We start from the raw sequence: 23011 nt of genomic DNA, 5'->3' as shown, positions 1-23011 counted from the left end.
CTATAATCGGCCGACGTTTCCCCTCCTGTTACCACACGAGACTGCCATGACCATTTCCCTGTACGACGCCTCCGTCCCTGTTTTCAAGCAAATGCTCACCGCTCTCAGCGATGTGCTGAACAAGGCCGAAGCCCACGCGACCGCCAAGAACATCGACCCGAACGCATTCCTGCAAGCCCGTCTGTTCCCGGACATGTTCCCGCTGGTGCGTCAGGTGCAAATCGCCGTTGATTTCGCCAAAGGCGTTTCTTCGCGTCTGGCCGAAGTTGAAGTGCCGAAGTACGAAGACACCGAAACCACCTTCGCCGAGCTGCAAGCGCTGCTGACCAAGGTTCTGGCCTACATCGCCGAGATCAAGCCGGAGCAGATCAACGGCAAGGAAGGCATCGAGATCGTGACCCGTCCAGGCACCCCTAAAGAGAAGCGCTTCAGTGGCCAGGCTTACCTGCTGAGCTACGGTTTGCCGCAGTTCTTCTTCCACGTCACCACTGCTTACGCATTGCTGCGTCATAACGGTGTGGAAGTGGGCAAGCGCGATTACATGGGCGCGTTCTAAACCGCCCGGGTACAAAAAAGCCCCCGCAGCCGTTGGTTGCGGGGGCTTTTTCATAAGTACGCATTCCTCAACAACACCTCCGCCCCCTGTAGGAGTGAGCCTGCTCGCTCCTACAGGGGGCGGCGGTGTTGGTCAGGCCAGGCGTTCGGCTTTGCGCTCTTCACCTTGGCAAGCCGCCGCCGTGAACAGCACATCCGTGGACGAGTTCAACGCCGTCTCCGCCGAGTCCTGCAACACGCCGATGATGAAACCGACCGCCACCACCTGCATGGCGATTTCACTCGGGATGCCGAACAGGCTGCACGCCAGTGGAATCAGTAACAGCGACCCACCCGCCACACCCGAAGCGCCACAGGCGCAAATCGCTGCGACGACGCTCAGCAGGATCGCGGTCGGAATGTCCACGGCGATGCCCAAGGTATGCACCGCCGCCAGGCTCAGCACGGTGATGGTGATTGCCGCGCCGGCCATGTTGATGGTCGCGCCGAGCGGGATCGACACCGAGTAGGTGTCTTCATGCAGGCCCAGGCGCTTGCTCAATTCCAGATTGACCGGAATGTTCGCCGCCGAACTGCGGGTGAAAAATGCGGTGATGCCGCTCTCTCGCAGGCACATCAGCACCAGCGGATACGGGTTACGGCGCAGTTTCCAGAACACGATGATCGGGTTCATCACCAGCGCCACGAACAACATGCAACCAAGCAGCACAGCCAGCAGATGCGCGTAGCCGATCAAGGCACCGAAACCGGAGGTGGCGAGGGTCGAGGCCACCAGGCCAAAAATCCCCAGCGGGGCAAAACGGATCACAAGGCGCACGATCACGGTCACGCCGTTGGACAAGTCGCCCAGCACTTCCCGGGTGGTGTCACCGGCATGGCGAATGGCGATGCCCATGCCGATAGCCCAGGCGAGGATGCCGATGAAGTTGGCGTTCATCAGCGCACTCACTGGGTTATCGACCACGCTCAGCAGCAGGCTTTGCAACACTTCGCCGATACCGCCCGGTGCGGTGACCGCGACGTCTTGCGTGGACAACACCAGATTCGACGGGAACATCATGCTGGCCACCACGGCGACCACCGCCGCCGCGAACGTGCCAAGCAAATACAAAAACAGAATCGGCCGAATATGGGTTTCCTGGCCGTGCTTATGGTTGGCGATCGACGCCATGACCAGCACGAACACCAGAATCGGTGCGACGGCTTTCAGCGCCGAGACGAACACCTTGCCGATAAACGCAGTGGACTTCGCCACTTCAGGCGCAAACAGGGCCAGGGCAATGCCGGCGATCAGGCCGATGATGATTTGCGTGACCAGGGTGGTGCGATTAAGGCGTTGCAATAGAGAAGGGGATGAAGCAGTCATAAACAGCATCTCTGATTTTTATAGGAGCAGGGTTTCGCAGGTATGCAGCAACAAACAGGGCAGGCCGCAGGCGGGAAACCGGAAAGGGGTGTAATGCCGATCAGTTAAACCATCAGACGATCTGTAGCAGCCGGACGCAGGCTTTGCCAGCTGCTAAAAAAGGTGCGTGATGGCTTGACTGAGCGGCGTCAGCCAAAGGGTGTACGTTTTTCAGGGCGCGGACTTTATCACAGCGCAGGATGGATCCTTCAGATCTGTGACGATCTGCCACCCGCGCAATCCACCAGATAAGCAGGTTCGTGCAACCTGCTTTGGACACACTCTGTTAAGATTCGCCATCCTCATTTTCAAGTCTGCCAGTGGGCCTTCGGGCTATTCGCTGGTGTCGTCGTTTTCTGGAGTTGTGCATGCTGTTGCCCATTCTTCTGTTGTCCGCCGCCGGTTTTACGGTGCTGACCACGGAATTCGTCATCGTCGGCCTGTTGCCGGCCATCGCCCGCGACCTTGAAGTCAGCATCCCGCAAGCGGGTTTGCTGGTGACGTTGTTCGCCTTCACCGTCGCCGCTTTCGGGCCGTTCCTGACCGCATACTTCGCCCGCTTTGAACGCCGCAAGCTGTTCATCTCGGTGCTGATCATGTTCGGTCTGGCCAACACCCTCGCGGCGTTTGCGCCGAATATCTGGGTGATGGCCTTCGCCCGGTTGATTCCCGCACTCGGCTTGCCGGTGTTCTGGGCCTTGGCCAGCGAGACGGCGGTGGACATTGTCGGGCCGGACTACGCCGGGCGGGCCATTGCCAAGATTGGTTTCGGCATTGTCTGCGCCACGGTGTTCGGCATTCCGGTGGGAACGCTGATTTCCGATGCGTTCGGCTGGCGCAGTGCGTTTGGCATTCTGGCGGTCATCGCCTTTGCCAAGGCCTTGCTGCTGTTTATCTACCTGCCGAAAACCAACCTGCACCAGCATCAGGTGAGTTTCCGTTCGCAATTCAAGATCCTGCGCAGCCCACTGATGATCGGCCATGTGCTGCTGTCGATTGTGGTCTTCAGCGGCATGTTTACCGCGTACACCTACCTGGCGGACATCCTTGAGCGCCTCGCCGGTTTCAACGGCACGGTGGTCGGTTGGTGCCTGATGGGCTTCGGCGCGGTCGGGTTGATCGGTAACTCGCTGGGCGGTCGCGCGGTGGACCGTCATCCGCTGATTGCTTCGGTGATGTTTTGCGCGTTCATGATTGCCGGCCTGGTGGCGCTGGTGCCGAACATTCATTCGCCCCTCGGTCTGGCGGCGGCGATGGGCATCTGGGGCGTGACGCAGGCGGCGCTGTTCCTGGTCAGCCATGTGCGCCTGATGAAAGCGGCGCCCGAAGCGCCAGCGTTCGCCGCCTCGCTGAACATTGCCGGGGCCAACCTCGGCATCGGCCTGGGCGCGATGGTCGGGGGTCGGGTGATCGACAACTTCGGTCTGCAAGGCCTTGGGTTCGCGGCCGCCGCTTTTATTCTCGCCTCGATCCTGCTGGCGATTGCGCTGATGACCTTCAAACCACGTGAAATCTGCGCCTGAGGTTCTACAGTTCGGTGAACAGCTCGCGTCGGGCACCTTCGGTAATGGCGACAATGCCGGGGTGCTTGACCTTGCGTTCCACTGAAATGGCGTAGAACGACTCGGTCACGGCGTCGGTCTGGCCAATCACCTCCACGCCATACTGGCGTTTCACTTCATCGGCGATCACGCTCGGGCCGATGAAGATCCCGCTCCCGGACTGACCAAACGCCTGCATCAACGCGCTGTCGTCGAACTCACCGACAATGCGCGGCTGGATCTGCTGCTCGGCGAACCAGCGCTGCAAGCGGTTGCGCACCACGGTTTCCGGCCCCGGAATCAAGAGCGGTGCGCCGTGCAGGCTGCGCGGGAAATCCTGGCCGTACTGCGCAGCCAGTTCCGCGGTGGCGAAGAAGCTGATCCCGCATTCCCCGAGTTTCTGGCTGTAGCCCTTGATGTCCAGGTGCGAAGGCATCGGGCTGTCGGAAATCACCATGTCCAGGCGCTGGATCGCCAGGTCGGCGAGCAACCGTTCGAGTTTGTCTTCGCGACAGGTGATGCGCAGCGGCTCGCTCAATTCCATGGTCGGCGCGATCAGTCGATAAACGATGGACTTGGGCACAACGTCGGCGACACCGACCCGAAACTGAATCTGCTGCTCGTTGGGTTGCGCTCGCAACATCAATTCGAGTTCTCCGCCTAGCTGAAACATCTGCTCGGCGTAGGGCAGGGCCTGACGACCCGCCTCGGTGAGTTCAAGTTGCCGGCCCACCCGTCGAAACAACTCGATGCCGTAGGTTTGCTCGAGCAGGGAAATCTGCCCGCTGATGGTTTGGGGTGTCAGGTTCAGCTGCTCGCAGGCGCGCACGATGCTGCCGGTCTTGGCCACCACCCAGAAGTAATGCAATTGCCGATAGTTGAGCATGACAGTCTACAGTTCGTAAAAACCGAAGTATAACCGCTAAAAATACGAATTTTCCTGAAGTGTTTGCCTCCCTAGAATGCATCGCTATCAACGGGCCATCAACTCGGTGCCGTTTGTTCTAACGAGGGAAGCATCATGAAGATCACCACTGCGGCTGTGCTGTTCGCGTCTTTACTGGTACTGGCCGGTTGCGACCAGGCCGAAAAAAGCGCTCAGCAACTGATGGGCAAGGCTGCTGAAAGCGCCAAACAGGCCATCGACGATACGCACAAAGCCGCCGAACAAGCGCTCAGCGACGCCACCGGCGGCCTGATCAGCAAGAAAGAATCAGCGGGCGAAGACAAAGAAAAAACCGAAGCTTCGTCCCAGGAAATCTAACGTCTAATACGAGTCAGGACTGACCCATGGAATACCTTTTAGAACTTGCTGCAAGCCCTACCGCCTGGGTCGCCCTGGCCACGTTGATTGTCATGGAGATCGTGCTCGGCATCGATAACCTGATCTTCATCTCGATCCTGACCAATAAGCTGCCCGAGCAGCATCGGCAGAAAGCCCGCCGCATCGGTATCGGCATGGCGCTGATCCTGCGCCTGGGTCTGTTGAGCACCATTGCGTTTATCGTCCAGTTGACGGCGCCTGTGATCGACATCCTCGGCCACGCGTTCTCCTGGAAGGACATGATCCTGATTGCCGGCGGCCTGTTCCTGTTGTGGAAAGCCACCACCGAGATCCATCACAGCATGGACCCGGCGCCGGAAGATCCGAAGTCGGCGACGTCGACCGTGACCTTGGGCTTTGCCGCTGCAATCGGTCAGATCCTGATGCTGGATATGGTGTTTTCCATCGACAGTATTATCACTGCGGTCGGCATGACCGAGCATTTGCCGATCATGATCATCGCGGTGGTGGTGTCGGTACTGGTGATGTTGCTGGCGGCTGATCCGTTGGCCAGGTTCATCAACAACAACCCGACGGTGGTGATGCTGGCGCTGGGCTTCCTGATCATGATCGGCATGACGCTGATCGCCGAAGGCTTCGGCGCCCACGTACCGAAAGGCTACGTCTACGCGGCCATGGCGTTCTCGGCAACGATCGAGTGCTTGAACATGATGTCGCGTCGAGCCAAACAGAAGCGCATCACTGCTGATGCTTGATCGGCTGTAAATGAAAAGGCCGCCTGACTACGAAAGTGTTCAGGCGGCCTTTTTTTTGAAGACGGAAAATGCCACTCAGTGCACGGTGGCGTGACGGGCAGCGGACTTTTCGCTGGTTTCCTCAGGCGTTGATTGAATCGGGTGGTGATGGTGCCGCCGGGTAATGCGCAGGACTCCCCACAACATGGCGGCGGCAACGGCCAGCCAGCCGGAAATCAACATCACGATCGTCATTGTCAGGCTCATCGTGCCTCCTCTTTGCCCTGCATCGGGCACACACGCTATGCAACTGACAGTCTAGTCGGTGCTGTGTGTCAGACAATTGACCAAAGGTCGCCTGTCACTAACCAGTTCGCTCTATCGAATGCATGCAACTGCCGGTTAAGGCTATACCGCCGTCACGGGGCATCCTATGATCGACAGCCTAGCCGGGAGCCTGTTGCCCGGCGTCTGAACAAGAGAGTGAAGATGGAGCGGGTATTTTCTCGAATTCGCATGGCGGCGCTGATTGTGGGCTGTGTGGCCGGGTTGGCGGGGTGCGCCGGGAGCGTTGCGCCTGAGATCAAGCGTCTGCCGGAGCGGGTGGAACTCAGCGGTACGTTCTATCGCGGGCAAGCCTTTCAAAGCGGACCGCAAGTGCTGGCCAGCCTGTTGGCACAGCAGGGCATCGTGATTACTCCAGGCTTGCTGGAAAACCCCCTGCATGTGCCGGGCGCCGAGGACCAGCTACAGCAGAATATGCAGAACCTGGCCCGCGAATACGGGATGGTGGTTTATCCACTCGACAGCACGTTGCCCGCATTGTTGACTCAGGTCGCTGCCGGCTATCCGGTGATGGTGCGCTTCACCGAAGGCACCGCGCTCTGGGCTGAGCCGCGCTACGCCATTCTCGCCGGGTACAACCGCAAGAAGCAGACCGTGCTGCTGCGCGCAGGCATGAATCACCGGAACATGATGAGCTTCAGTTCGTTTGAATCGTCGTTCAAGGACGCGGGCGGCTGGGCCGTGCTGATCCAGAAGCCGAACCAGATTCCGGCCAACGTCGATCAGCAGCGTTGGCTCAAGGCCGCGAATGATCTGGGTCAGGCCGGCCAGGAGCAAGCGGCGGCGCGGGCCAAGAAGGCACTGAGCACGCAGTAAGCGTCCGTTCGTCATTCTGCAGGCACTGCTGCCTGCGGCGGCTCTCTAATGGACAGTGCCCGGATTTTTTCCGGGCCACATTCAAGGAGGCGCCCATGGCACATTCCACAACCCCTGTCGGCCCGCATTCATCTGAGCACTCTTCGGGCGATGAGTTGGGTTTCGATCCCGATTCGCCGGACCTTGCCGACCCTCAGGTCGACCCCATCGGTCCCGCCAAGGCGCCCAGGGACGTGAAGCCGGGCGATAACCCCAAGGCACCCGCGAAGCCCTACGATCCCCTCGCTGACCTGAAACCCTAAGCCCTGATGAGGTGTTTATGTCTACCGATTCGAGTTTCGACGACAAACGTCCTGACAGCGTTCCCACAACCCCCCAAGAAGACATCGACCCGGTGATGGATCCGGACAGCCCGTTGCGCGATCCTCTGGCCAGACCGGTGGTGGTGCCGACGGAGCATCCACATGGTTGGAGAGATCCGAGCAAAGGGGACGGCATTCCGGATGACGATCAGATGCCGTTGCCCAACGACTGATGAATGCCAGACAAAAAAAAGCCCCGACGGTCCGGGGCTTTTTTGTAAGTGCTTTTATTTCGAGGCTTCAACCACGCCGCTCTGGCGGTGCTTGAGGTTTTTGTCGGATTTGTATTGCAAGGCAACGGATGGCACGTCTGCGCCCTTGCCGGTCTCGACCCAGTTGCGGATACGGGTGGCGTCGGCAAAGTGGGTGTACTTGCCATAAGCGTCAAGGATGACCAGCGCAACCTGGCGATTACCCATGCTGGTCACCAGCACCAGGCAGTGGCCCGCTTCGTTGGTGAAGCCGGTTTTCGTCAACTGGATGTCCCAGTCCGGTTTGCGTACCAAATGGTCAGTATTGCGGAAACCCAGGCTGTAGTTGGGTTTACGGAACGACACGGTTTTTTCCTTGGTGGTACTCAGTTCGGTCAACAGCGGGTACTTGTGCGCAGCCACCAGCAGTTTGCTCAGGTCACGGGCAGTGGACACGTTACGCGGGGACAGGCCGGTCGGTTCGACGAAGTGGGTGTTGACCATGCCCAGCGCCTTGGCCTTGGCGTTCATCGCGGCGATGAAGGCTGCATAGCCGCCCGGATAGTGGTGGGCCAGGCTCGCTGCGGCGCGGTTTTCAGAAGACATCAGGGCAATCAGCAGCATTTCCTTGCGGGGCATTTCGCTGTTGAGTTTGACCCGGGAAAACACACCCTTCATTTCCGGGGTGTCGCTGATGTTGATGTTGATGTACTCGTCCATGTTCTGTCGGGCTTCAACGATGACCAGGCCGGTCATCAGTTTGCTGACAGATGCAATCGGCACCACCACGTCAGGGTTGCTGGCGTAGATGATTTTGTTCGTCTGCATATCCATGACTAATGAGCTGCCCGAAGCAAGTTTGAGATGTTGTGCATCTCGCGGCGCAGCGGTGGTATCGCCAGCGTTGGCGATTGGCGTGATGAAAGTCCCTGTAACTGCAAAAAATAGGCTCAGGATGGAAAGACGGATTTTCACGCTGGCAGACTCATTATGTGTTGATAAGCCGTTTTGTAACGGGCTATTTCGTAAAAGCGCGACATTCTGGAGTATGGCTGAATAACTGTCGATGGTTGTTCAAGTAACAGGTGAAAGTCCTGTGAAACATGAAAAAAATGTCATTTTCAGGCGGGTGGTAGGGCTTTTTCTTCGGGCAAAAAGAACCCCGCCATGGGCGGGGTCGTTTTATATCTGCTTTGGAACTCAGCTGTGCAGGGTTTCTGCCGCGTACAGTGTGTTTTCCAGCAGGCAGGCACGGGTCATCGGGCCAACGCCGCCCGGTACCGGAGTGATCCAGCCGGCGCGGGGCAGGGCGGTTTCGTAGATCACGTCGCCGACCAGTTTGCCGTCTTCCTGGCGGTTGATCCCGACGTCGATCACGATCGCGCCTTCCTTGATCCACTCACCCTTGACCAGGCCCGGTTTGCCCGCGGCCACCACCACCAGATCGGCACGGCCCACGTGGCCCGCCAGATCCTTTGTAAAGCGGTGGGTGACGGTCACGGTGCAACCGGCCAGCAACAATTCCATCGCCATCGGGCGACCGACAATGTTGGATGCCCCGACAATCACTGCATCCATCCCGTAAAGATCGGCACCGGTGCTTTCCAGCAGGGTCATGATGCCTTTAGGGGTGCAGGGGCGCAGCAGCGGAATACGCTGCGCCAGGCGACCGACGTTATAAGGGTGGAAACCGTCGACGTCTTTGTCCGGGCGAATGCGCTCCAGCAATTTGGAGGCGTCCAGGTGTTCAGGCAGAGGAAGCTGAAGCAGAACGCCGTCGATTGCCGGGTCGTCGTTCAAACGATCGATCAGATCGGTCAGCGCTTCTTGAGTGGTTTCGGAAGGCAGGTCATAGGCTTGGGATATAAAGCCGACCTCTTCACAGTCTTTACGCTTGTGCGAGACATAAACCTGAGAGGCGGGATCGCTGCCGACCAGGATCACCGCGAGGCCAGGTGTACGCAAGCCTTGCTCGCGACGCTCGGCAACTCGTTTGGCGATCTGCTGGCGCAGGCTGGCGGCGATCGATTTGCCGTCGATTAGTTGTGCAGTCATTGCGCGTGATTAACCATCGAGAGGGGAAAAAAAGAGAACGCATTCTCGCATGTCATGAGGTGAGGGCAAAGGCGCTTGGTCTGCAAATTCCTCTAACTCCTTTAATTAAATGAATTTTTTTTAAAAAGGATTTGACGACCCTCAGGGGGCTCTATACTATTCGTCGCACTTGTCGGGCACAGCCTAGCACTGGTTAAGAAGGTCAAGCGGGACTGCGGTTTCGCAAGGCTGGAAAGCACTTAGTTTGTAGTCCTCCAAGAGTACAAATTACAAGGCGCCCGTAGCTCAGCTGGATAGAGCATCCGCCTTCTAAGCGGATGGTCGCAGGTTCGAGTCCTGCCGGGTGCGCCATTAGGCAGCTTTGGCACAAGTAGCGCAATATGGTGGGCGTAGCTCAGTTGGTAGAGCACGGGATTGTGACTCCCGTTGTCGAGGGTTCGATCCCCTTCGTCCACCCCATATTTCGAAAGGCGCCAGATTAACAGTCTGGCGCCTTTGCTTTAACAGCTTCAACCCGCGGATGTGGTGGAATTGGTAGACACACTGGATTTAGGTTCCAGCGCCGCGAGGCGTAAGAGTTCGAGTCTCTTCATCCGCACCAAATAAAGCTTCATTCATGCCGATTGGCTTGGTTGGGGTCAGCAGGGAAGTTGTTTTACTTCTTTGTCACGCAATATGGTGGGCGTAGCTCAGTTGGTAGAGCACGGGATTGTGACTCCCGTTGTCGAGGGTTCGATCCCCTTCGTCCACCCCATATTTCGAAAGGCGCCAGATTTAACAGTCTGGCGCCTTTTTTGTTTTGGCGGGTTCAGCGACTGCAGGTTCTGAGTCGCAGGGGCAGGGCGTTTCGTCGTATTTGTGTTGCTCGATGATGCCGCGCTGCTCGCCGGCCTTGTTCGCAAGATCGGCTGTCAGGGAGATGATTGGCAACCTCTTCTATATATAGGAGGGTTGGCGCAGGGCCCTGGCGTGATCGGTTGTGTTTGCCATTGGAGCGAGGTGCATTCGTGCATTCGCACCTATAAATTGCCTGCTGCGTTTTTACCCGTTTTCAGTAGGGTGACTTCTTGAGTTTGACCCACTAGAATGCATGCCCTTGATTCTGGGGTCGGAAACGGCCGGCTAACGTCTGTGCAACGAGGAATATCCATGCAAGTTTCTGTTGAAAATACTTCTGCTCTTGAGCGCCGCATGAGCATCACCGTGCCGGCTGAGCGCATCGAGACTCAGGTCAACAAGCGTCTGCAGCAGACTGCCCAAAAGGCCAAGATTGCTGGCTTCCGTCCAGGCAAAGTGCCAATGAGCGAAATCAAGCGCCGTTTCGGTGCTGATGCGCGTCAAGAAGCCGTGGGCGATGTGATCCAGTCTTCTTTCTACGAAGCTGTTGTTGAGCAAAAGCTGAACCCGGCTGGCGCACCTTCGATCGAGCCTAAGTCGATCGAAGCGGGCAAGGACCTGGAATACGTCGCTATTTTCGAAGTGTTCCCTGAGTTCACCGTTGCCGGTTTCGAAGGTATCACCGTAGAGCGCCTGAGCGCTGACGTGGCTGATGCCGATCTGGACAAAATGCTGGACATCCTGCGCAAGCAGAACACCCGTTTCGAAGTGGCCGATCGCGCTGCCCAGAACGAAGACCAGCTGAACATCGATTTCGTCGGCAAGGTTGACGGTGAAGTGTTCGCTGGCGGTTCCGCCAAAGGCACTCAGCTGGTGCTGGGTTCCGGCCGCATGATCCCTGGCTTCGAAGACGGTCTGGTTGGCGCTAAAGCTGGCGAAGAACGTGTTCTGAACCTGACTTTCCCAGCTGACTACCAGAACCTGGATCTGGCTGGTAAAACTGCCGAGTTCACCGTCACCGTGAACACTGTTTCGGAGCCGAAACTGCCAGAGCTGAACGAAGAATTCTTCGCTCAATTCGGCATCAAGGAAACTGGCCTGGATGGCTTCCGCACCGAAGTTCGCAAGAACATGGAGCGCGAACTGCGTCAGGCGATCAAATCCAAGGTCAAGAATCAGGTAATGGATGGTCTGCTGACCACCAACCCGATCGAAGTGCCTAAGGCTCTGCTGTCCAACGAAGTTGACCGTCTGCGCGTGCAGGCTGTTCAGCAGTTCGGCGGCAATATCAAGCCTGACCAACTGCCGGCCGAGCTGTTCGAAGAACAAGCCAAGCGCCGCGTTGTACTGGGTCTGATCGTGGCTGAAGTGGTCAAGCAATTCGACCTCAAGCCTGACGAAACCCGCGTTCGCGAAATGATTCAGGAAATGGCCTCGGCCTACCAAGAGCCTGAGCAGGTTGTGTCCTGGTACTACAAGAACGACCAGCAACTGAACGAAGTTCGTTCGGTTGTGCTGGAAGAACAAGTTGTGGATACTGTTCTGCAGAAAGCTAGCGTGACCGACAAATCGGTCTCTTACGAAGAAGCAGTCAAGCCGGTAGAAGCTCCACAAGCCGACTGATCGTTTTTGCGGTAAGAAGCACACACCATAAGCCAGCCTTCGTGCTGGCTTATGCGTATTCAAGACATAACTATTTGGGAGTGACTGCAGAGCATGTTCCGTAATTCGTATATTCAGCAGAACTCTGATATCCAGGCCGCAGGCGGCCTGGTCCCGATGGTTGTCGAGCAGTCTGCTCGTGGCGAGCGCGCCTATGACATCTACTCGCGCCTTCTCAAGGAACGAGTGATCTTTCTGGTTGGTCCGGTAGAGGACTACATGGCCAACCTGATCTGTGCGCAATTGCTGTTCCTTGAAGCGGAAAACCCGGACAAGGACATCCATCTCTACATCAACTCGCCGGGCGGTTCGGTGACTGCGGGCATGTCGATCTACGACACCATGCAGTTCATCAAGCCAAACGTGTCGACCACCTGTATCGGTCAAGCGTGCAGCATGGGCGCGTTCCTGTTGACGGCCGGTGCGCAGGGCAAGCGTTACTGCCTGCCGAACTCGCGTGTGATGATTCACCAGCCACTGGGCGGTTTCCAGGGCCAGGCTTCGGATATTGAAATCCATGCCAAGGAAATCCTCTTCATTCGCGAGCGTCTCAACACGCTGATGGCCAAGCATAGCGGGCGCACTCTTGAAGAAATCGAGCGCGACACCAACCGCGATAATTTCATGAGTGCAGAAGCTGCGCGTGATTACGGGTTGATCGATGAAGTGATCAGCCAGCGCCCCGCTTAAAATAAGCAGCTCAAAATAAGGTTGGTCGGCAGGTCCGACCACCTGCGGGCTTGAAAAAGCCCGCAATAGCCTTCATCTTGTGTTGCAAGCCTATCGGATTTGGATCGAACGAATGACTGACACCCGCAACGGCGAGGACAACGGCAAGCTGCTCTATTGCTCCTTCTGTGGCAAAAGCCAGCATGAAGTACGCAAGTTGATTGCCGGCCCCTCGGTCTTTATCTGCGACGAGTGCGTCGACCTGTGCAATGACATCATCCGAGAGGAGGTGCAGGAAGCCCAGGCCGAAAGCAGCGCGCATAAATTGCCTTCGCCTAAAGAAATCAGCGGCATCCTTGATCAGTACGTGATTGGTCAGGAGCGTGCGAAAAAGGTTCTGGCCGTAGCGGTGTACAACCACTACAAACGCCTGAATCAGCGTGACAAAAAGAATGACGACGTCGAACTCGGCAAGAGCAACATCTTGCTGATCGGCCCGACAGGCTCGGGTAAAACCCTGCTTGCCGAAACACTGGCTCGTTTGCTGAACGTTCCGTTCACCATTGCCGACGCAACCACCCTCACCGAGGCGGGTTACGTGGGTGAAGATGTCGAGAACATCATTCAGAAGCTGCTGCAGAAGTGCGATTACGACGTAGAAAAAGCCCAGATGGGCATTGTCTACATCGACGAAATCGACAAGATTTCGCGCAAGTCTGACAACCCGTCGATCACCCGGGACGTTTCCGGTGAAGGCGTGCAGCAAGCCCTGCTCAAGTTGATCGAAGGCACGGTTGCTTCCGTTCCACCTCAAGGTGGTCGCAAGCATCCGCAGCAGGAGTTCCTTCAGGTCGACACCCGTAACATCCTGTTCATCTGCGGTGGTGCGTTCTCCGGTCTGGAAAAGGTTATTCAAAACCGTTCCACCAAGGGCGGCATCGGTTTCAACGCGGAAGTGCGCAGCAAGGAAGAAGGCAAGAAAGTCGGTGAGTCCCTGCGTGAAGTCGAGCCTGACGATCTGGTCAAGTTCGGTCTGATCCCGGAATTCGTCGGTCGTCTGCCGGTACTTGCCACGCTGGACGAGCTTGATGAGGCTGCGTTGATGCAGATTCTCACCGAGCCGAAAAATGCGCTGACCAAGCAATATGCCAAGTTGTTCGAGATGGAAGGCGTGGACCTGGAATTCCGGGCCGACGCACTGAAATCGGTCGCCAAACGTGCCCTGGAACGCAAGACCGGTGCCCGTGGACTGCGCTCGATTCTCGAAGGTGTATTGCTCGACACTATGTATGAAATCCCCTCGCAGTCCGAGGTGAGCAAAGTAGTGATCGACGAAAGCGTTATAGAAGGCAAGTCCAAGCCACTGTATATCTACGAAAACAGTGAGCCTGCTGCCAAGGCCGCGCCAGACGCTTAAGCGTCACGCAGCGGGTACAAAGAAGGGGCCTTCGGGCCCCTTTGCTTTTACTGCGTTTTATCACTGTCTTTGCGCTTGTTTTTTTTGAAGGCAGCCCCCATCTTGGTTTCAAGCTTACTTCCATCTGTTTCCGGCCTTATGGCCGCCGTAGAGGCGAAATCATGAAGACAACCATCGAATTGCCTCTCCTGCCATTGCGTGATGTTGTGGTTTATCCGCACATGGTTATCCCGCTGTTCGTGGGGCGCGAGAAATCCATCGAAGCCCTCGAGGCCGCGATGACGGGCGACAAGCAGATCCTTCTGCTGGCTCAGAGAAACCCTGCTGACGATGATCCCGGTGAAGATGCACTTTATCGCGTAGGTACGATTGCGACCGTTCTGCAGCTGCTCAAGCTGCCTGACGGCACTGTAAAGGTTCTGGTCGAAGGCGAGCAGCGGGGCGCCGTGGAGCGCTTCAGCGAAGTGGACGGCCACTGCCGTGCCGAAGTCTCGTTGATCGATGAAGTCGACGCGCCAGAGCGCGAGTCGGAAGTGTTTGTGCGCAGCCTGCTGGCTCAGTTCGAACAATATGTGCAGTTGGGCAAGAAAGTCCCCGCTGAAGTCCTGTCGTCGCTCAACAGCATCGACGAGCCAGGCCGCCTGGTCGACACGATGGCCGCGCACATGGCCCTGAAGATCGAACAGAAGCAGGAAATCCTCGAAATCATCGATTTGTCGGCCCGGGTCGAGCACGTTCTGGCGTTGCTGGATGCCGAGATCGATCTGCTGCAAGTCGAAAAACGCATTCGCGGTCGCGTCAAGAAACAAATGGAGCGCAGCCAGCGCGAGTACTACCTGAATGAGCAGATGAAGGCCATTCAGAAAGAGCTCGGCGACAGCGACGAAGGCCACAACGAAATCGAAGAGCTGAAAAAGCGCATCGATGCTGCCGGCCTGCCGAAAGATGCCTTGGCCAAGGCCCAGGGTGAGCTGAACAAGCTGAAACAAATGTCGCCAATGTCCGCAGAAGCGACCGTGGTGCGTTCGTACATCGACTGGCTGGTTCAGGTGCCTTGGAAGGCTCAGAGCAAAGTGCGCCTGGACCTTGCGCGCGCTGAAGACATTCTCGATGCAGACCACTACGGTCTGGAAGAAGTCAAAGAGCGGATCCTCGAATACCTCGCCGTGCAAAAGCGCGTGAAGAAAATTCGTGGCCCGGTGTTGTGCCTGGTAGGTCCTCCTGGCGTGGGTAAAACCTCGCTGGCGGAGTCGATTGCCCACGCCACCAACCGCAAATTCGTGCGCATGGCCCTCGGTGGCGTGCGTGACGAAGCCGAAATCCGTGGGCATCGCCGTACTTATATCGGTTCGATGCCAGGAAGATTGATTCAAAAGATGACAAAGGTGGGCGTTCGCAACCCGCTGTTCCTGCTCGATGAAATCGACAAAATGGGCAGCGACATGCGTGGCGATCCGGCGTCGGCGTTGCTGGAAGTGCTCGATCCCGAGCAGAACCACAACTTCAACGATCACTACCTGGAAGTCGACTACGACCTGTCCGATGTGATGTTCCTGTGCACCTCGAACTCCATGAACATTCCGCCAGCCTTGCTGGACCGGATGGAAGTGATTCGCCTGCCGGGCTACACCGAAGACGAGAAAATCAACATCGCCGTGAAATACCTCTCGCCGAAGCAGATCACTGCCAACGGCCTGAAGAAAGGCGAGCTGGAATTCGACGCCGAAGCGATCCGCGACATCATCCGCTACTACACCCGCGAAGCCGGTGTGCGTGGGCTGGAGCGCCAGATTGCCAAGGTCTGCCGCAAGGCGGTCAAAGAACATGCGATGGAAAAACGCTTCTCGGTGAAAGTGACTGCCGAGATGCTCGAACACTTCCTGGGCGTGCGTAAATTCCGCTACGGCCTGGCCGAATCGCAGGACCAGATTGGTCAGGTGACCGGGTTGGCGTGGACGCAAGTGGGCGGCGAACTGCTGACCATCGAAGCTGCGGTCGTTCCGGGCAAGGGCCAGTTGATCAAGACCGGTTCCCTGGGTGATGTGATGGTCGAATCGATCACCGCAGCACTGACCGTGGTCCGCAGCCGTGCGAAGAGCCTGGGGATTCCCCTCGACTTCCACGAGAAGCGCGACACGCATATCCACATGCCGGAAGGGGCGACCCCTAAGGACGGCCCTAGCGCCGGTGTGGGCATGTGCACGGCCCTGGTGTCGGCACTGACCGGGATTCCGGTGCGCGCAGATGTTGCGATGACGGGTGAAATCACCTTGCGCGGCCAGGTGCTCGCAATTGGCGGCCTGAAGGAAAAACTGCTCGCTGCTCACCGTGGCGGGATCAAGACAGTGATCATTCCTGAAGAGAACGTACGCGATTTGAAGGAAATTCCTGACAATATCAAGCAAGATCTGCAGATTAAACCGGTTAAATGGATTGACGAGGTCCTGCAAATTGCGCTGCAATACGCGCCGGAGCCGCTGCCTGATGTGGCTCCAGAGATCGTTGCAAAGGATGAAAAACGCGAGTCTGACTCTAAGGAAAGAATTAGCACGCATTAGTACGCATTTGGCCGGGTGGCTTCCTTGACAGCTTTTTAGAGCCCTTGTTATAAAGCGGCTCTTAAGTGTCTGTAGGCCATTCAGCACTCGTTTTTGTTTTCACCAAAAAAACTTAGAATCATACTCAAATAGATATAAGGGGACTTAGAGTGAACAAGTCGGAACTGATTGATGCTATCGCCGTATCTGCGGACATCTCCAAAGCCAGCGCTGGTAAAGCCCTGGATGCAGTAATCGAATCCGTCACTGGCGCTCTCAAGGCTGGCGACTCCGTTGTTCTGGTTGGTTTCGGTACTTTCTCCGTCACTGATCGTCCAGCTCGCATCGGTCGTAACCCACAGACCGGTAAGACTCTGGAAATCGCAGCAGCCAAAAAACCAGGTTTCAAAGCCGGTAAAGCACTGAAAGAAGCTGTCAACTAAGTTCGATTCAGGTTTTTGCCTATCCGGGTCGGGGTCATGCCTGACCTGGCAGCGGAGCGGTAGTCCAGTCGGCAAGTTGCCGGTCCGAGACGCCGAGGGTCGCATGTTCGAACCCTCGGTCCGCTCCGCCAGTTACGAGAAGGCGCATCCCCGGATGCGCCTTTCTTCTATCCGGATTCTACCCACGCTCCACGGTTGCCTAATTTTGAAGTTCAACCGTTTCTGGGGGACGCATGCTGCAGAATATCAGGGACAATTCACAAGGCTGGATTGCCAAGACCATTATCGGGGTCATCGTTGCACTGATGGCTTTGACCGGTTTCGATGCCATTTTCAAGGCCACGACGCACAGCAATGATGCGGCCAAGGTCAATGGCGAAGAAATCAGCCAGAACGAGCTGAGCCAGGCGGTTGATATGCAACGCCGTCAGCTCATGCAACAGCTGGGCAAGGATTTCGATGCTTCCTTGCTCGATGAAAAAATGCTGCGCGAATCGGCCCTCAAAGGCTTGATCGATCGCAAATTGCTGCTGCAAGGCGCACAGAACTCGAAGTTCGCTTTCTCCGAAGCTGCCCTGGACCAAGTGATCCTGCAGACGCCTGAATTCCAGGTCGACGGCAAGTTCAGCCCGGAGCGTTTCGACCAGGTGATCCGTCAGCTCGGCTACAGCCGTATGCAGTTCCGCCAGATGCTGGCTCAGGAAATGCTGATCGGTCAGCTGCGCGCTGGCCTGGCCGGTAGCGGTTTTGTCACTGACGCTCAGGTACTGGCCTTCGCCCGTCTGGAAAAACAGACCCGCGATTTCGCTTCCCTGAACGTCAAGGCTGACCCGGCGGCTGTGAAGCTGACCGACGAAGAAGTCAAAGCCTACTACGACGAACACGCCAAGGAGTTCATGACGCCGGATCAGGTGGTCATCGACTACCTGGAATTGAAGAAGGCTTCCTTCTTTGATCAGGTCGCCGTGAAGGACGAAGACCTGCAAGCGGCGTATCAGAAAGAAACCGCGAACCTGTCCGAACAGCGTCGGGCTGCGCACATTCTGATCGAAGTGAACGACAAAGTGACCGAGGCGCAAGCCAAGGCCAAGATCGAAGACGTCCAGGCACGCCTGGCTAAAGGCGAGAAATTCGAGGCCCTGGCCAAAGAGTTCTCCCAGGACCCGGGTTCGGCCAACAATGGCGGTGACCTCGGTTACGCAGGTCCGGGCGTCTACGACCCGGCCTTTGAAAAAGCCCTGTATTCGCTGGCCAAGGATCAAGTTTCCGAGCCGGTTCGTACCGACTTCGGTTTCCACCTGATCAAGCTGTTGGGTGTGGAAGCACCTGAAGTGCCGACGTTTGCCAGCCTGAAAGACAAGCTGACCCGCGAGCTGAAAACCCAGCAAGTCGAGCAGCGTTTCGTCGAGGCGACCAAGCAACTGGAAGACGCCTCGTTCGAAGCGTCCGATCTGGCCCAGCCGGCGCAAGACCTGAAACTGACCATCCACACCTCCAAGCCATTTGGTCGTGAAGGCGGTGAGGGCATTGCGGCCAACCGTGCAGTAGTAACCGCTGCGTTCAGTCCTGAAGTGCTGGATGAGGGTGCCAACAGCACCGCCATCGAACTCGATCCGGAAACCGTGATCGTGTTGCGCGCCAAGGAACACCTGAAACCCGCACAGCTGCCGCTGGAAGCCGTTAACACGGCCATCCGCACGCAATTGGCCAAGGAGCACGCCAGCTCTGCCGCCAAGACCAAGGCTGAGCAGCTGATTGCCAGCCTGCGCGACGGCAAGACCCCGCTGGACAAGGCGATCGACGGCCAGAGCTGGAAAGTGACCGAAGCGGCTACCCGCGCTCAGGAAGGGGTTGACCCAACTGTGTTGCAGGCGCTGTTCCGGATGCCCAAGCCTGCCGCCAAGGACAAGCCGACCTTCAGCAACGTGACCCTGGCCGATGGTAGCCTGGTGATCGTGCGTCTGAACAACGTGAACGAAGCGGCCGCGCCGACCGAAGAAGAGAAGGCTCAATATCGCCGCTTCCTCGCCTCGCGCATTGGCCAGCAAGACTTCGCGGCTTACCGCAAGCAGCTGGAAAGCGAAGCGGACATCAAGCGTTATTGATGACTGATTAAGCGTCTCGCTACACAAAGACCCCGGCCGAAAGGCCGGGGTTTTTTATGCCTAAAGGGAAACTTAAACGGTTACCCGTCGCCGGAAGCGGGTGTGGAGCGACCTTTTCCCGTCATTGGGAGTCTTTACACTTGTATCTGTTTTAAGACACTAATCGATGCTCCGCTAAGCATCGATCTGTTGCACAATACGCCCCGGACCGTTTTCCTCAGGATGTTCAATGTTTAAATCAATTCCCATGCGTCTCGTCGGGTTGGCACTGGTGCTCGCTGCTGCTGCCGGCTGCTCCTCCAAGAAAGCCGCGATTTATGAGCATGAGAACTTCGCTGACTCCGGCACCTTTTCGCGCAACTACCCCGTAAGCGATGCGCAGACCTGCGAAGCCGCACGTCGTGCCTTGCTCAGCCAGGGTTACATCATCACCAGCAGCGATCCCAAGCTGATCAGCGGGCACAAGAGTTTCCAGCAGACCGGCGACACGCACATGGAGATCAGCTTCAGTGTGGTCTGCGCCGATGACGGCAGCGAAGGGCACCACGCGACCATGTTCGCCAACGCCTTGCAGGACCGCTATGCGCTGAAGAAAACCAACAACTCCGCCAGCCTGGGTGTCGGTGTGTTGGGCTCGGTGTCGATGCCGATCGGCTCGTCCGACGACTCGATGGTCAAGGTCGCCAGCGAAACCGTTTCGTCAGCCAAGTTCTACGAGCGTTTTTTCACCCTGGTCGAATTGTTCCTGCCTCCGGAAGCGAAGAAAGCCGCACACATCGTCGAGAAGCCAAAGACTGACCTGGGCGTGCCTGAGGCCAAAGCGGCGCCTGCAGCGTTGGCGCCAACGCCTGCGGAACCGACGCCAGCACCCGCACCCGCACCGGCTGCTGAGCCTGCACCGGTTCCTGCGGCCTCTGAACCGGTTGCTCCGCCGGCCGAGACCGCACCGATTACCCCAGCACAAAACGGTGAACCGGCACCGACCGCAGAAGCGGTCACGCCACCACCACAGTCGGACCTGCCGCCACCTAGCGAGCCGATTCCGGCCATGCCCATCTCTGGTCAGTAAGCGTTTATCCATGGGGTCGGGTCAGACGACACCGATCCTGTAGGCGCTTAACGTTGATCTGCGTCAGTCAGGCTGCAGTCCTACAGCCTGTGTCGAAAAAATCCTGTGATAAATTCCTGACCGACTGCTACGTTTTATTAAGTAGCCGCTGAGCGGTGCGCCCGCGTCATTTTTCTTTCACGGGGGCACTTTATGCTCAAGGCGCTGGTCATTTATTCAGGCATTTTTTTAACGAGCGCTGGGGGATTCAAAAATGGACGATTATCAAGAAGAACTGCTCGAGTACCAGGCGTTTGAACTGGACCCGCTGGAACCCGCCGAAGACGCTACAGAGCTGTAAGCGTCAAGCGGATTGGCGATGGCTGCGGCGAAACTCGCCGGGTGTCTGGCCGTTCCAGCGCTTGAAGGCCCGTTGGAAGGCTTCCGCTGAAGCGAAACCCAGCAGGTAGGCGATTTCTCCGAACGCCAGTTCGGTATCGCGGATGTAGGTCATGGCCAGGTCGCGACGGGTGTCGTTGAGAATCGCACGAAATTGCGTGCCCTCTTCGGCCAGTTTGCGGCGCAAGGTCCAGGTGGGCAGCTTCAGGCGTGCCGCCACTTCTTCCAGGTCGGGTTCCCGGCCACCATTGAGCAACGGCCCCAGTAACTGAGTGATGCGTTCACGCAGGCTACGGGTGCGCGTCAGCTGCTCCAGTTCCCGTTCACAGAGTTGCAGCAAATGCCGCCAGGTGCTCGGACAGTGTTCCGGGTTGCGTTGGGCGAGGCTGGCCAGGCTCAGGCGCAGTTGATTGTGCTCGGCAGCAAACTGGATCGGGCAATCGCCCAGCAGGGCATAGGCCTCGCGGTATTCCGGCGCGTCGAATTCGATTTCGATGCGCTCTGCGCGCAGCGGGGCAGGGCTGATGCTGGACAACTGGTGCAACCAGCCGGCGATGATCGAATCCACCACAAAGCGGTTGTAGGCGTTGTAGGGGCTGATGGAATAGAAGCGCAGCCATGCGCCCTGAGCGTCTTCATGAAAGCTCGACTGACCGCGATAGTTGGAGCCGTACAAGGCTTCGAAACGAATCAGGCAGCGTGCGGCCTCTCGAACCGTCGGCGCCTGCGCGGCCGTGACGCCAGCGAGGCCGGCCTGGCTCAGGCGACTGAGCTGGCCCATGCGCAAACCCAGCGCGGGGTCGCCCGTCAGTTGAATCGCCCCATGGCCCAAACGCATATAGCGTGGGATCGACAGCCGGGCACCGGGCTCCGCCAACCGGGCCGCGTCCAGCCCGTATTGGTCGAGCAGCGGCTGCGGGTCTACTCCGTGGCTGTGTACGGCATCGGCCAGGCTATGGACGAAACCCACCGATAAATCCCCGAGGCGCATCGGTAGCGGTTTCATGGATCACAACCAGAGGTTCAGCAACCGCGCGCCGCGGGCATTGCCGTCGGCGAACTGTTGACCGTTGTTGCTGAGAAAACTTTGCCCGGCGCTGCCCTTGTCCCAGAACTGCCCACGCAGGAACACGCTCATGCCGGCAATGGCCCGGCTCGCGGGCGGTTGGGCGGTGAGGGTCAGGCGATGCCAGGCCTGACCTTCGCTCAGTTCGCCGGGCTTGAGGCTGACGGAGGCGGGTGTCGGCAATCCGCGGTAACCGCGCCACGGTTTATCCCAGGTGTCACGGCCGATGACGTACGCCGGAACGGCGACCAGTTGCACGCCCTGATCATCGAGTTTGCGGTAATTGTCCGGGTACCAACTGTCGCTGCCGATCAACACGCCCAGGCGTCCGGCCGGCGTATCGATGACGGTGAGAGCCTGTTGTTCACTGGCCTTGATGTCCTCAGGTTCCTCGAACACCGGGTGCATCTGGCGTTGAGGCTGGCCGATCGGCAGGCCATCACGACCAAAGATCACACTGCTGTTGTACAGCGCACCGCGGCCGATTTTCAGCGTGCCGTCTATCACGCTGGGTTCCGGCAGCACGATGGTGCCTGCCACCAGCGTCACATGAAACTCCTTCGCCAACCCGCCGAACAGAGCCTGATAATTCTTGGCCATGCCTTTGGCTTTCATCCGCAAATGGGCATCGTCGACCCGGCTGTCGCCCTTGGCGCTGATCAGTGCACGAACGAACTGCAACGGATTGCTCGCCGCCAGCCAGTTCATCGCTTCCTGGAGCGTCGTCGCCTGGTACAGCTCATCTTTCTCGCCGCTGACCATCAGCCAGGTGCCGACATGTTCGGGCAGCACGACGATGGTCTTGTCGTTCAGCAGGCCCTGATCCTGGGCCTTCTGCAAATACGCCGCGAGTTTGCGGTGCAGGCGCTCGGGGCTTTGATAGTCGGTCGGGAACAGTTCGGGCTGGATGCCCAGCAGGTTGCCGCGATCGGCGGGCGTGCCTTGATCGATGGCCAGGTTGATACGCAAGTCCGACAGGTAATGGCCCACCGGACGATCCGCGGCCCACATCGCGTAAGTGGTAAGGGCGGCAATGATCGCCATTGAAAAGGTCAGGTACAGAAGTTTGCGCATGGGGAAGCAGTCAACGGCCGTGTGCAGGCATGGATTTTCAGTATGTTTAGAATCGCAGGGTATGGCAAATCAATGGGTTGGAGAAAAAATTTCCATCCCTTGTGCGTTTTTTTCATGCTGATGAAGTCGACGTGGGTCTCGACTTCTTGAAGTGAGGCTCAATGCACGCTTTGCAGGTGTGCTTTAAAAACCTGATACGTGAATTTGAGGGGGCGTGGTTGGCACATTCCTGAGTGCAATTGAATCGCTATTTTCCGCCTTGGATTATCTGGGACCGGGTTGTAATCGGCTGGTCAAGATTCCTGCCGCAACAACACGCTGTGCGTGAAGCGGATGCCTACCCGTAGGCAAACCGCCCAAAAATATTGAAGCGAACCTGTTTGCATTGCTCGGAGCTGACCTGTTAAATTAAAAATGTTACCGGTAACAGGTCGCTTGCAGATTTTACCTCCCGTACGGATTTAT

General features: G+C 57.6%; 21 protein-coding genes and 4 tRNA genes. 18 read left to right on the top strand and 7 right to left on the bottom strand.

All coding sequences use genetic code 11. From position 1 onward, the window contains the following. Positions 1-46: 46 nt before the first annotated feature. Entirely contained in the window at positions 47-556 is a 510-nt protein-coding gene (locus H8F22_RS30085) for a DUF1993 domain-containing protein (protein WP_027925391.1), read from the top strand. Positions 557-688: 132 nt separating this feature from the next. On the opposite strand, the gene sstT is transcribed toward H8F22_RS30085, so the two are convergent. After that, positions 689-1921 carry a serine/threonine transporter SstT gene (gene sstT, locus H8F22_RS30080; RefSeq protein ID WP_194941040.1) on the bottom strand — a complete coding sequence of 411 codons (1233 nt, stop codon included), beginning with the start codon at positions 1919-1921 and terminating at the stop codon, positions 689-691. A 407-nt stretch (positions 1922-2328) separates the two neighbouring features. Between sstT and H8F22_RS30075 the strand changes: the two genes are divergently transcribed. Further along, on the top strand, positions 2329-3483 hold the full coding sequence (locus H8F22_RS30075) for an MFS transporter (RefSeq protein ID WP_027925389.1): 1155 nt from the start codon (positions 2329-2331) through the stop codon (positions 3481-3483). A gap of 4 nt (positions 3484-3487) precedes the next feature. Here the strand turns inward: H8F22_RS30075 and nhaR are convergent, their stop codons facing one another. After that, the gene (nhaR, locus tag H8F22_RS30070) at positions 3488-4387 is read right to left on the bottom strand and encodes a transcriptional activator NhaR (protein WP_027925388.1); all 900 of its coding nucleotides are present in this window, start codon (positions 4385-4387) and stop codon (positions 3488-3490) included. A 135-nt stretch (positions 4388-4522) separates the two neighbouring features. Here nhaR and H8F22_RS30065 point away from each other — a divergent pair, with 135 nt between their 5' ends. Both H8F22_RS30065 and H8F22_RS30060 read left to right on the top strand, forming a co-directional pair. Then, positions 4523-4765: a hypothetical protein gene (locus tag H8F22_RS30065; protein ID WP_027925387.1), complete on the top strand. Its 243-nt coding sequence runs from the start codon at positions 4523-4525 to the stop codon at positions 4763-4765. A gap of 26 nt (positions 4766-4791) precedes the next feature. Further along, the gene (locus H8F22_RS30060; protein ID WP_027925386.1) at positions 4792-5541 is read left to right on the top strand and encodes a TerC family protein; all 750 of its coding nucleotides are present in this window, start codon (positions 4792-4794) and stop codon (positions 5539-5541) included. Between the two features lie 75 nt (positions 5542-5616). On the opposite strand, the gene H8F22_RS30055 is transcribed toward H8F22_RS30060, so the two are convergent. After that, positions 5617-5787, bottom strand: a complete 171-nt coding sequence (locus tag H8F22_RS30055) for a hypothetical protein (RefSeq protein WP_172825935.1) — start codon at positions 5785-5787, stop codon at positions 5617-5619. A gap of 222 nt (positions 5788-6009) precedes the next feature. On the opposite strand from H8F22_RS30055, the gene H8F22_RS30050 reads away from it, so the two are divergent. The 3 genes from H8F22_RS30050 to H8F22_RS30040 all read left to right on the top strand — a co-directional run bounded on the left by H8F22_RS30050 (position 6010) and on the right by H8F22_RS30040 (position 7216). Continuing rightward, entirely contained in the window at positions 6010-6681 is a 672-nt protein-coding gene (locus H8F22_RS30050) for a cysteine peptidase family C39 domain-containing protein (RefSeq protein WP_194941039.1), read from the top strand. Between the two features lie 95 nt (positions 6682-6776). Next, positions 6777-6983 (top strand): DUF6021 family protein, encoded by a 207-nt coding sequence (locus tag H8F22_RS30045; protein WP_027925384.1) that lies wholly within the window; start codon positions 6777-6779, stop codon positions 6981-6983. A gap of 17 nt (positions 6984-7000) precedes the next feature. Then, on the top strand, positions 7001-7216 hold the full coding sequence (locus tag H8F22_RS30040) for a hypothetical protein (RefSeq protein WP_027925383.1): 216 nt from the start codon (positions 7001-7003) through the stop codon (positions 7214-7216). 54 nt (positions 7217-7270) lie between these two features. On the opposite strand, the gene pbpG is transcribed toward H8F22_RS30040, so the two are convergent. Next, positions 7271-8209 (bottom strand): D-alanyl-D-alanine endopeptidase, encoded by a 939-nt coding sequence (gene pbpG / locus H8F22_RS30035; RefSeq protein WP_027925382.1) that lies wholly within the window; start codon positions 8207-8209, stop codon positions 7271-7273. Between the two features lie 225 nt (positions 8210-8434). Further along, complete coding sequence (gene folD, locus H8F22_RS30030; protein WP_027925381.1) at positions 8435-9289, bottom strand: bifunctional methylenetetrahydrofolate dehydrogenase/methenyltetrahydrofolate cyclohydrolase FolD; 855 nt, start codon at positions 9287-9289, stop codon at positions 8435-8437. A gap of 274 nt (positions 9290-9563) precedes the next feature. Here folD and H8F22_RS30025 point away from each other — a divergent pair. From H8F22_RS30025 to H8F22_RS29975, 11 genes are all read left to right on the top strand, one after another. Next, a tRNA-Arg gene (locus tag H8F22_RS30025) sits at positions 9564-9640 on the top strand. A gap of 32 nt (positions 9641-9672) precedes the next feature. Further along, positions 9673-9748 (top strand) — tRNA-His (locus H8F22_RS30020). A 57-nt stretch (positions 9749-9805) separates the two neighbouring features. Next, positions 9806-9890: transfer RNA gene (locus tag H8F22_RS30015), tRNA-Leu, on the top strand. A 77-nt stretch (positions 9891-9967) separates the two neighbouring features. Next, positions 9968-10043: transfer RNA gene (locus H8F22_RS30010), tRNA-His, on the top strand. A gap of 395 nt (positions 10044-10438) precedes the next feature. Continuing rightward, positions 10439-11749 (top strand): trigger factor, encoded by a 1311-nt coding sequence (tig, locus tag H8F22_RS30005; protein ID WP_027926071.1) that lies wholly within the window; start codon positions 10439-10441, stop codon positions 11747-11749. Between the two features lie 93 nt (positions 11750-11842). Continuing rightward, a complete protein-coding gene (gene clpP / locus H8F22_RS30000) occupies positions 11843-12478 on the top strand; it encodes an ATP-dependent Clp endopeptidase proteolytic subunit ClpP (RefSeq protein ID WP_027926070.1) in 636 nt (211 codons plus the stop codon). A gap of 112 nt (positions 12479-12590) precedes the next feature. Beyond that, positions 12591-13874: an ATP-dependent Clp protease ATP-binding subunit ClpX gene (clpX, locus tag H8F22_RS29995; protein ID WP_007946893.1), complete on the top strand. Its 1284-nt coding sequence runs from the start codon at positions 12591-12593 to the stop codon at positions 13872-13874. Positions 13875-14035: 161 nt separating this feature from the next. After that, a complete protein-coding gene (gene lon / locus H8F22_RS29990) occupies positions 14036-16432 on the top strand; it encodes an endopeptidase La (protein ID WP_027926069.1) in 2397 nt (798 codons plus the stop codon). Between the two features lie 149 nt (positions 16433-16581). After that, positions 16582-16854 carry an HU family DNA-binding protein gene (locus tag H8F22_RS29985; RefSeq protein WP_027926068.1) on the top strand — a complete coding sequence of 91 codons (273 nt, stop codon included), beginning with the start codon at positions 16582-16584 and terminating at the stop codon, positions 16852-16854. Between the two features lie 233 nt (positions 16855-17087). After that, complete coding sequence (locus tag H8F22_RS29980) at positions 17088-18959, top strand: SurA N-terminal domain-containing protein (protein ID WP_027926067.1); 1872 nt, start codon at positions 17088-17090, stop codon at positions 18957-18959. Between the two features lie 229 nt (positions 18960-19188). Continuing rightward, positions 19189-20028 carry a DUF2242 domain-containing protein gene (locus H8F22_RS29975; RefSeq protein ID WP_027926066.1) on the top strand — a complete coding sequence of 280 codons (840 nt, stop codon included), beginning with the start codon at positions 19189-19191 and terminating at the stop codon, positions 20026-20028. Between the two features lie 343 nt (positions 20029-20371). Here H8F22_RS29975 and H8F22_RS29970 read toward each other — a convergent pair whose 3' ends face one another. Continuing rightward, a complete protein-coding gene (locus tag H8F22_RS29970) occupies positions 20372-21412 on the bottom strand; it encodes an AraC family transcriptional regulator (protein WP_194941038.1) in 1041 nt (346 codons plus the stop codon). A gap of 3 nt (positions 21413-21415) precedes the next feature. After that, positions 21416-22546: a carbon-nitrogen hydrolase family protein gene (locus tag H8F22_RS29965; RefSeq protein WP_194941037.1), complete on the bottom strand. Its 1131-nt coding sequence runs from the start codon at positions 22544-22546 to the stop codon at positions 21416-21418. Between the last annotated feature and the right edge of the window lie 465 nt (positions 22547-23011).

The organism is Pseudomonas mucoides, assembly GCF_015461845.1.
Lineage (GTDB): Bacteria > Pseudomonadota > Gammaproteobacteria > Pseudomonadales > Pseudomonadaceae > Aquipseudomonas > Aquipseudomonas mucoides.
This window is presented reverse-complemented; position numbering and strand designations above follow the sequence as displayed.

Excerpts from the sequence above, each read along its gene's own strand:
- H8F22_RS29970 (WP_194941038.1), bottom strand. The coding sequence starts at position 21,412 with ATGAAACCGCTACCGATGCGCCTCGGGGATTTATCGGTGGGTTTCGTC.
- clpX (WP_007946893.1), top strand. The coding sequence starts at position 12,591 with ATGACTGACACCCGCAACGGCGAGGACAACGGCAAGCTGCTCTATTGC.
- H8F22_RS30075 (WP_027925389.1), top strand. The coding sequence starts at position 2,329 with ATGCTGTTGCCCATTCTTCTGTTGTCCGCCGCCGGTTTTACGGTGCTG.
- H8F22_RS30050 (WP_194941039.1), top strand. The coding sequence starts at position 6,010 with ATGGAGCGGGTATTTTCTCGAATTCGCATGGCGGCGCTGATTGTGGGC.
- H8F22_RS30060 (WP_027925386.1), top strand. The coding sequence starts at position 4,792 with ATGGAATACCTTTTAGAACTTGCTGCAAGCCCTACCGCCTGGGTCGCC.
- folD (WP_027925381.1), bottom strand. The coding sequence starts at position 9,289 with ATGACTGCACAACTAATCGACGGCAAATCGATCGCCGCCAGCCTGCGC.
- H8F22_RS30085 (WP_027925391.1), top strand. The coding sequence starts at position 47 with ATGACCATTTCCCTGTACGACGCCTCCGTCCCTGTTTTCAAGCAAATG.
- H8F22_RS29975 (WP_027926066.1), top strand. The coding sequence starts at position 19,189 with ATGTTTAAATCAATTCCCATGCGTCTCGTCGGGTTGGCACTGGTGCTC.
- H8F22_RS30065 (WP_027925387.1), top strand. The coding sequence starts at position 4,523 with ATGAAGATCACCACTGCGGCTGTGCTGTTCGCGTCTTTACTGGTACTG.
- nhaR (WP_027925388.1), bottom strand. The coding sequence starts at position 4,387 with ATGCTCAACTATCGGCAATTGCATTACTTCTGGGTGGTGGCCAAGACC.
- H8F22_RS30040 (WP_027925383.1), top strand. The coding sequence starts at position 7,001 with ATGTCTACCGATTCGAGTTTCGACGACAAACGTCCTGACAGCGTTCCC.
- H8F22_RS30055 (WP_172825935.1), bottom strand. The coding sequence starts at position 5,787 with ATGAGCCTGACAATGACGATCGTGATGTTGATTTCCGGCTGGCTGGCC.
- sstT (WP_194941040.1), bottom strand. The coding sequence starts at position 1,921 with ATGACTGCTTCATCCCCTTCTCTATTGCAACGCCTTAATCGCACCACC.
- clpP (WP_027926070.1), top strand. The coding sequence starts at position 11,843 with ATGTTCCGTAATTCGTATATTCAGCAGAACTCTGATATCCAGGCCGCA.
- tig (WP_027926071.1), top strand. The coding sequence starts at position 10,439 with ATGCAAGTTTCTGTTGAAAATACTTCTGCTCTTGAGCGCCGCATGAGC.
- H8F22_RS29965 (WP_194941037.1), bottom strand. The coding sequence starts at position 22,546 with ATGCGCAAACTTCTGTACCTGACCTTTTCAATGGCGATCATTGCCGCC.
- H8F22_RS30045 (WP_027925384.1), top strand. The coding sequence starts at position 6,777 with ATGGCACATTCCACAACCCCTGTCGGCCCGCATTCATCTGAGCACTCT.
- H8F22_RS29980 (WP_027926067.1), top strand. The coding sequence starts at position 17,088 with ATGCTGCAGAATATCAGGGACAATTCACAAGGCTGGATTGCCAAGACC.
- lon (WP_027926069.1), top strand. The coding sequence starts at position 14,036 with ATGAAGACAACCATCGAATTGCCTCTCCTGCCATTGCGTGATGTTGTG.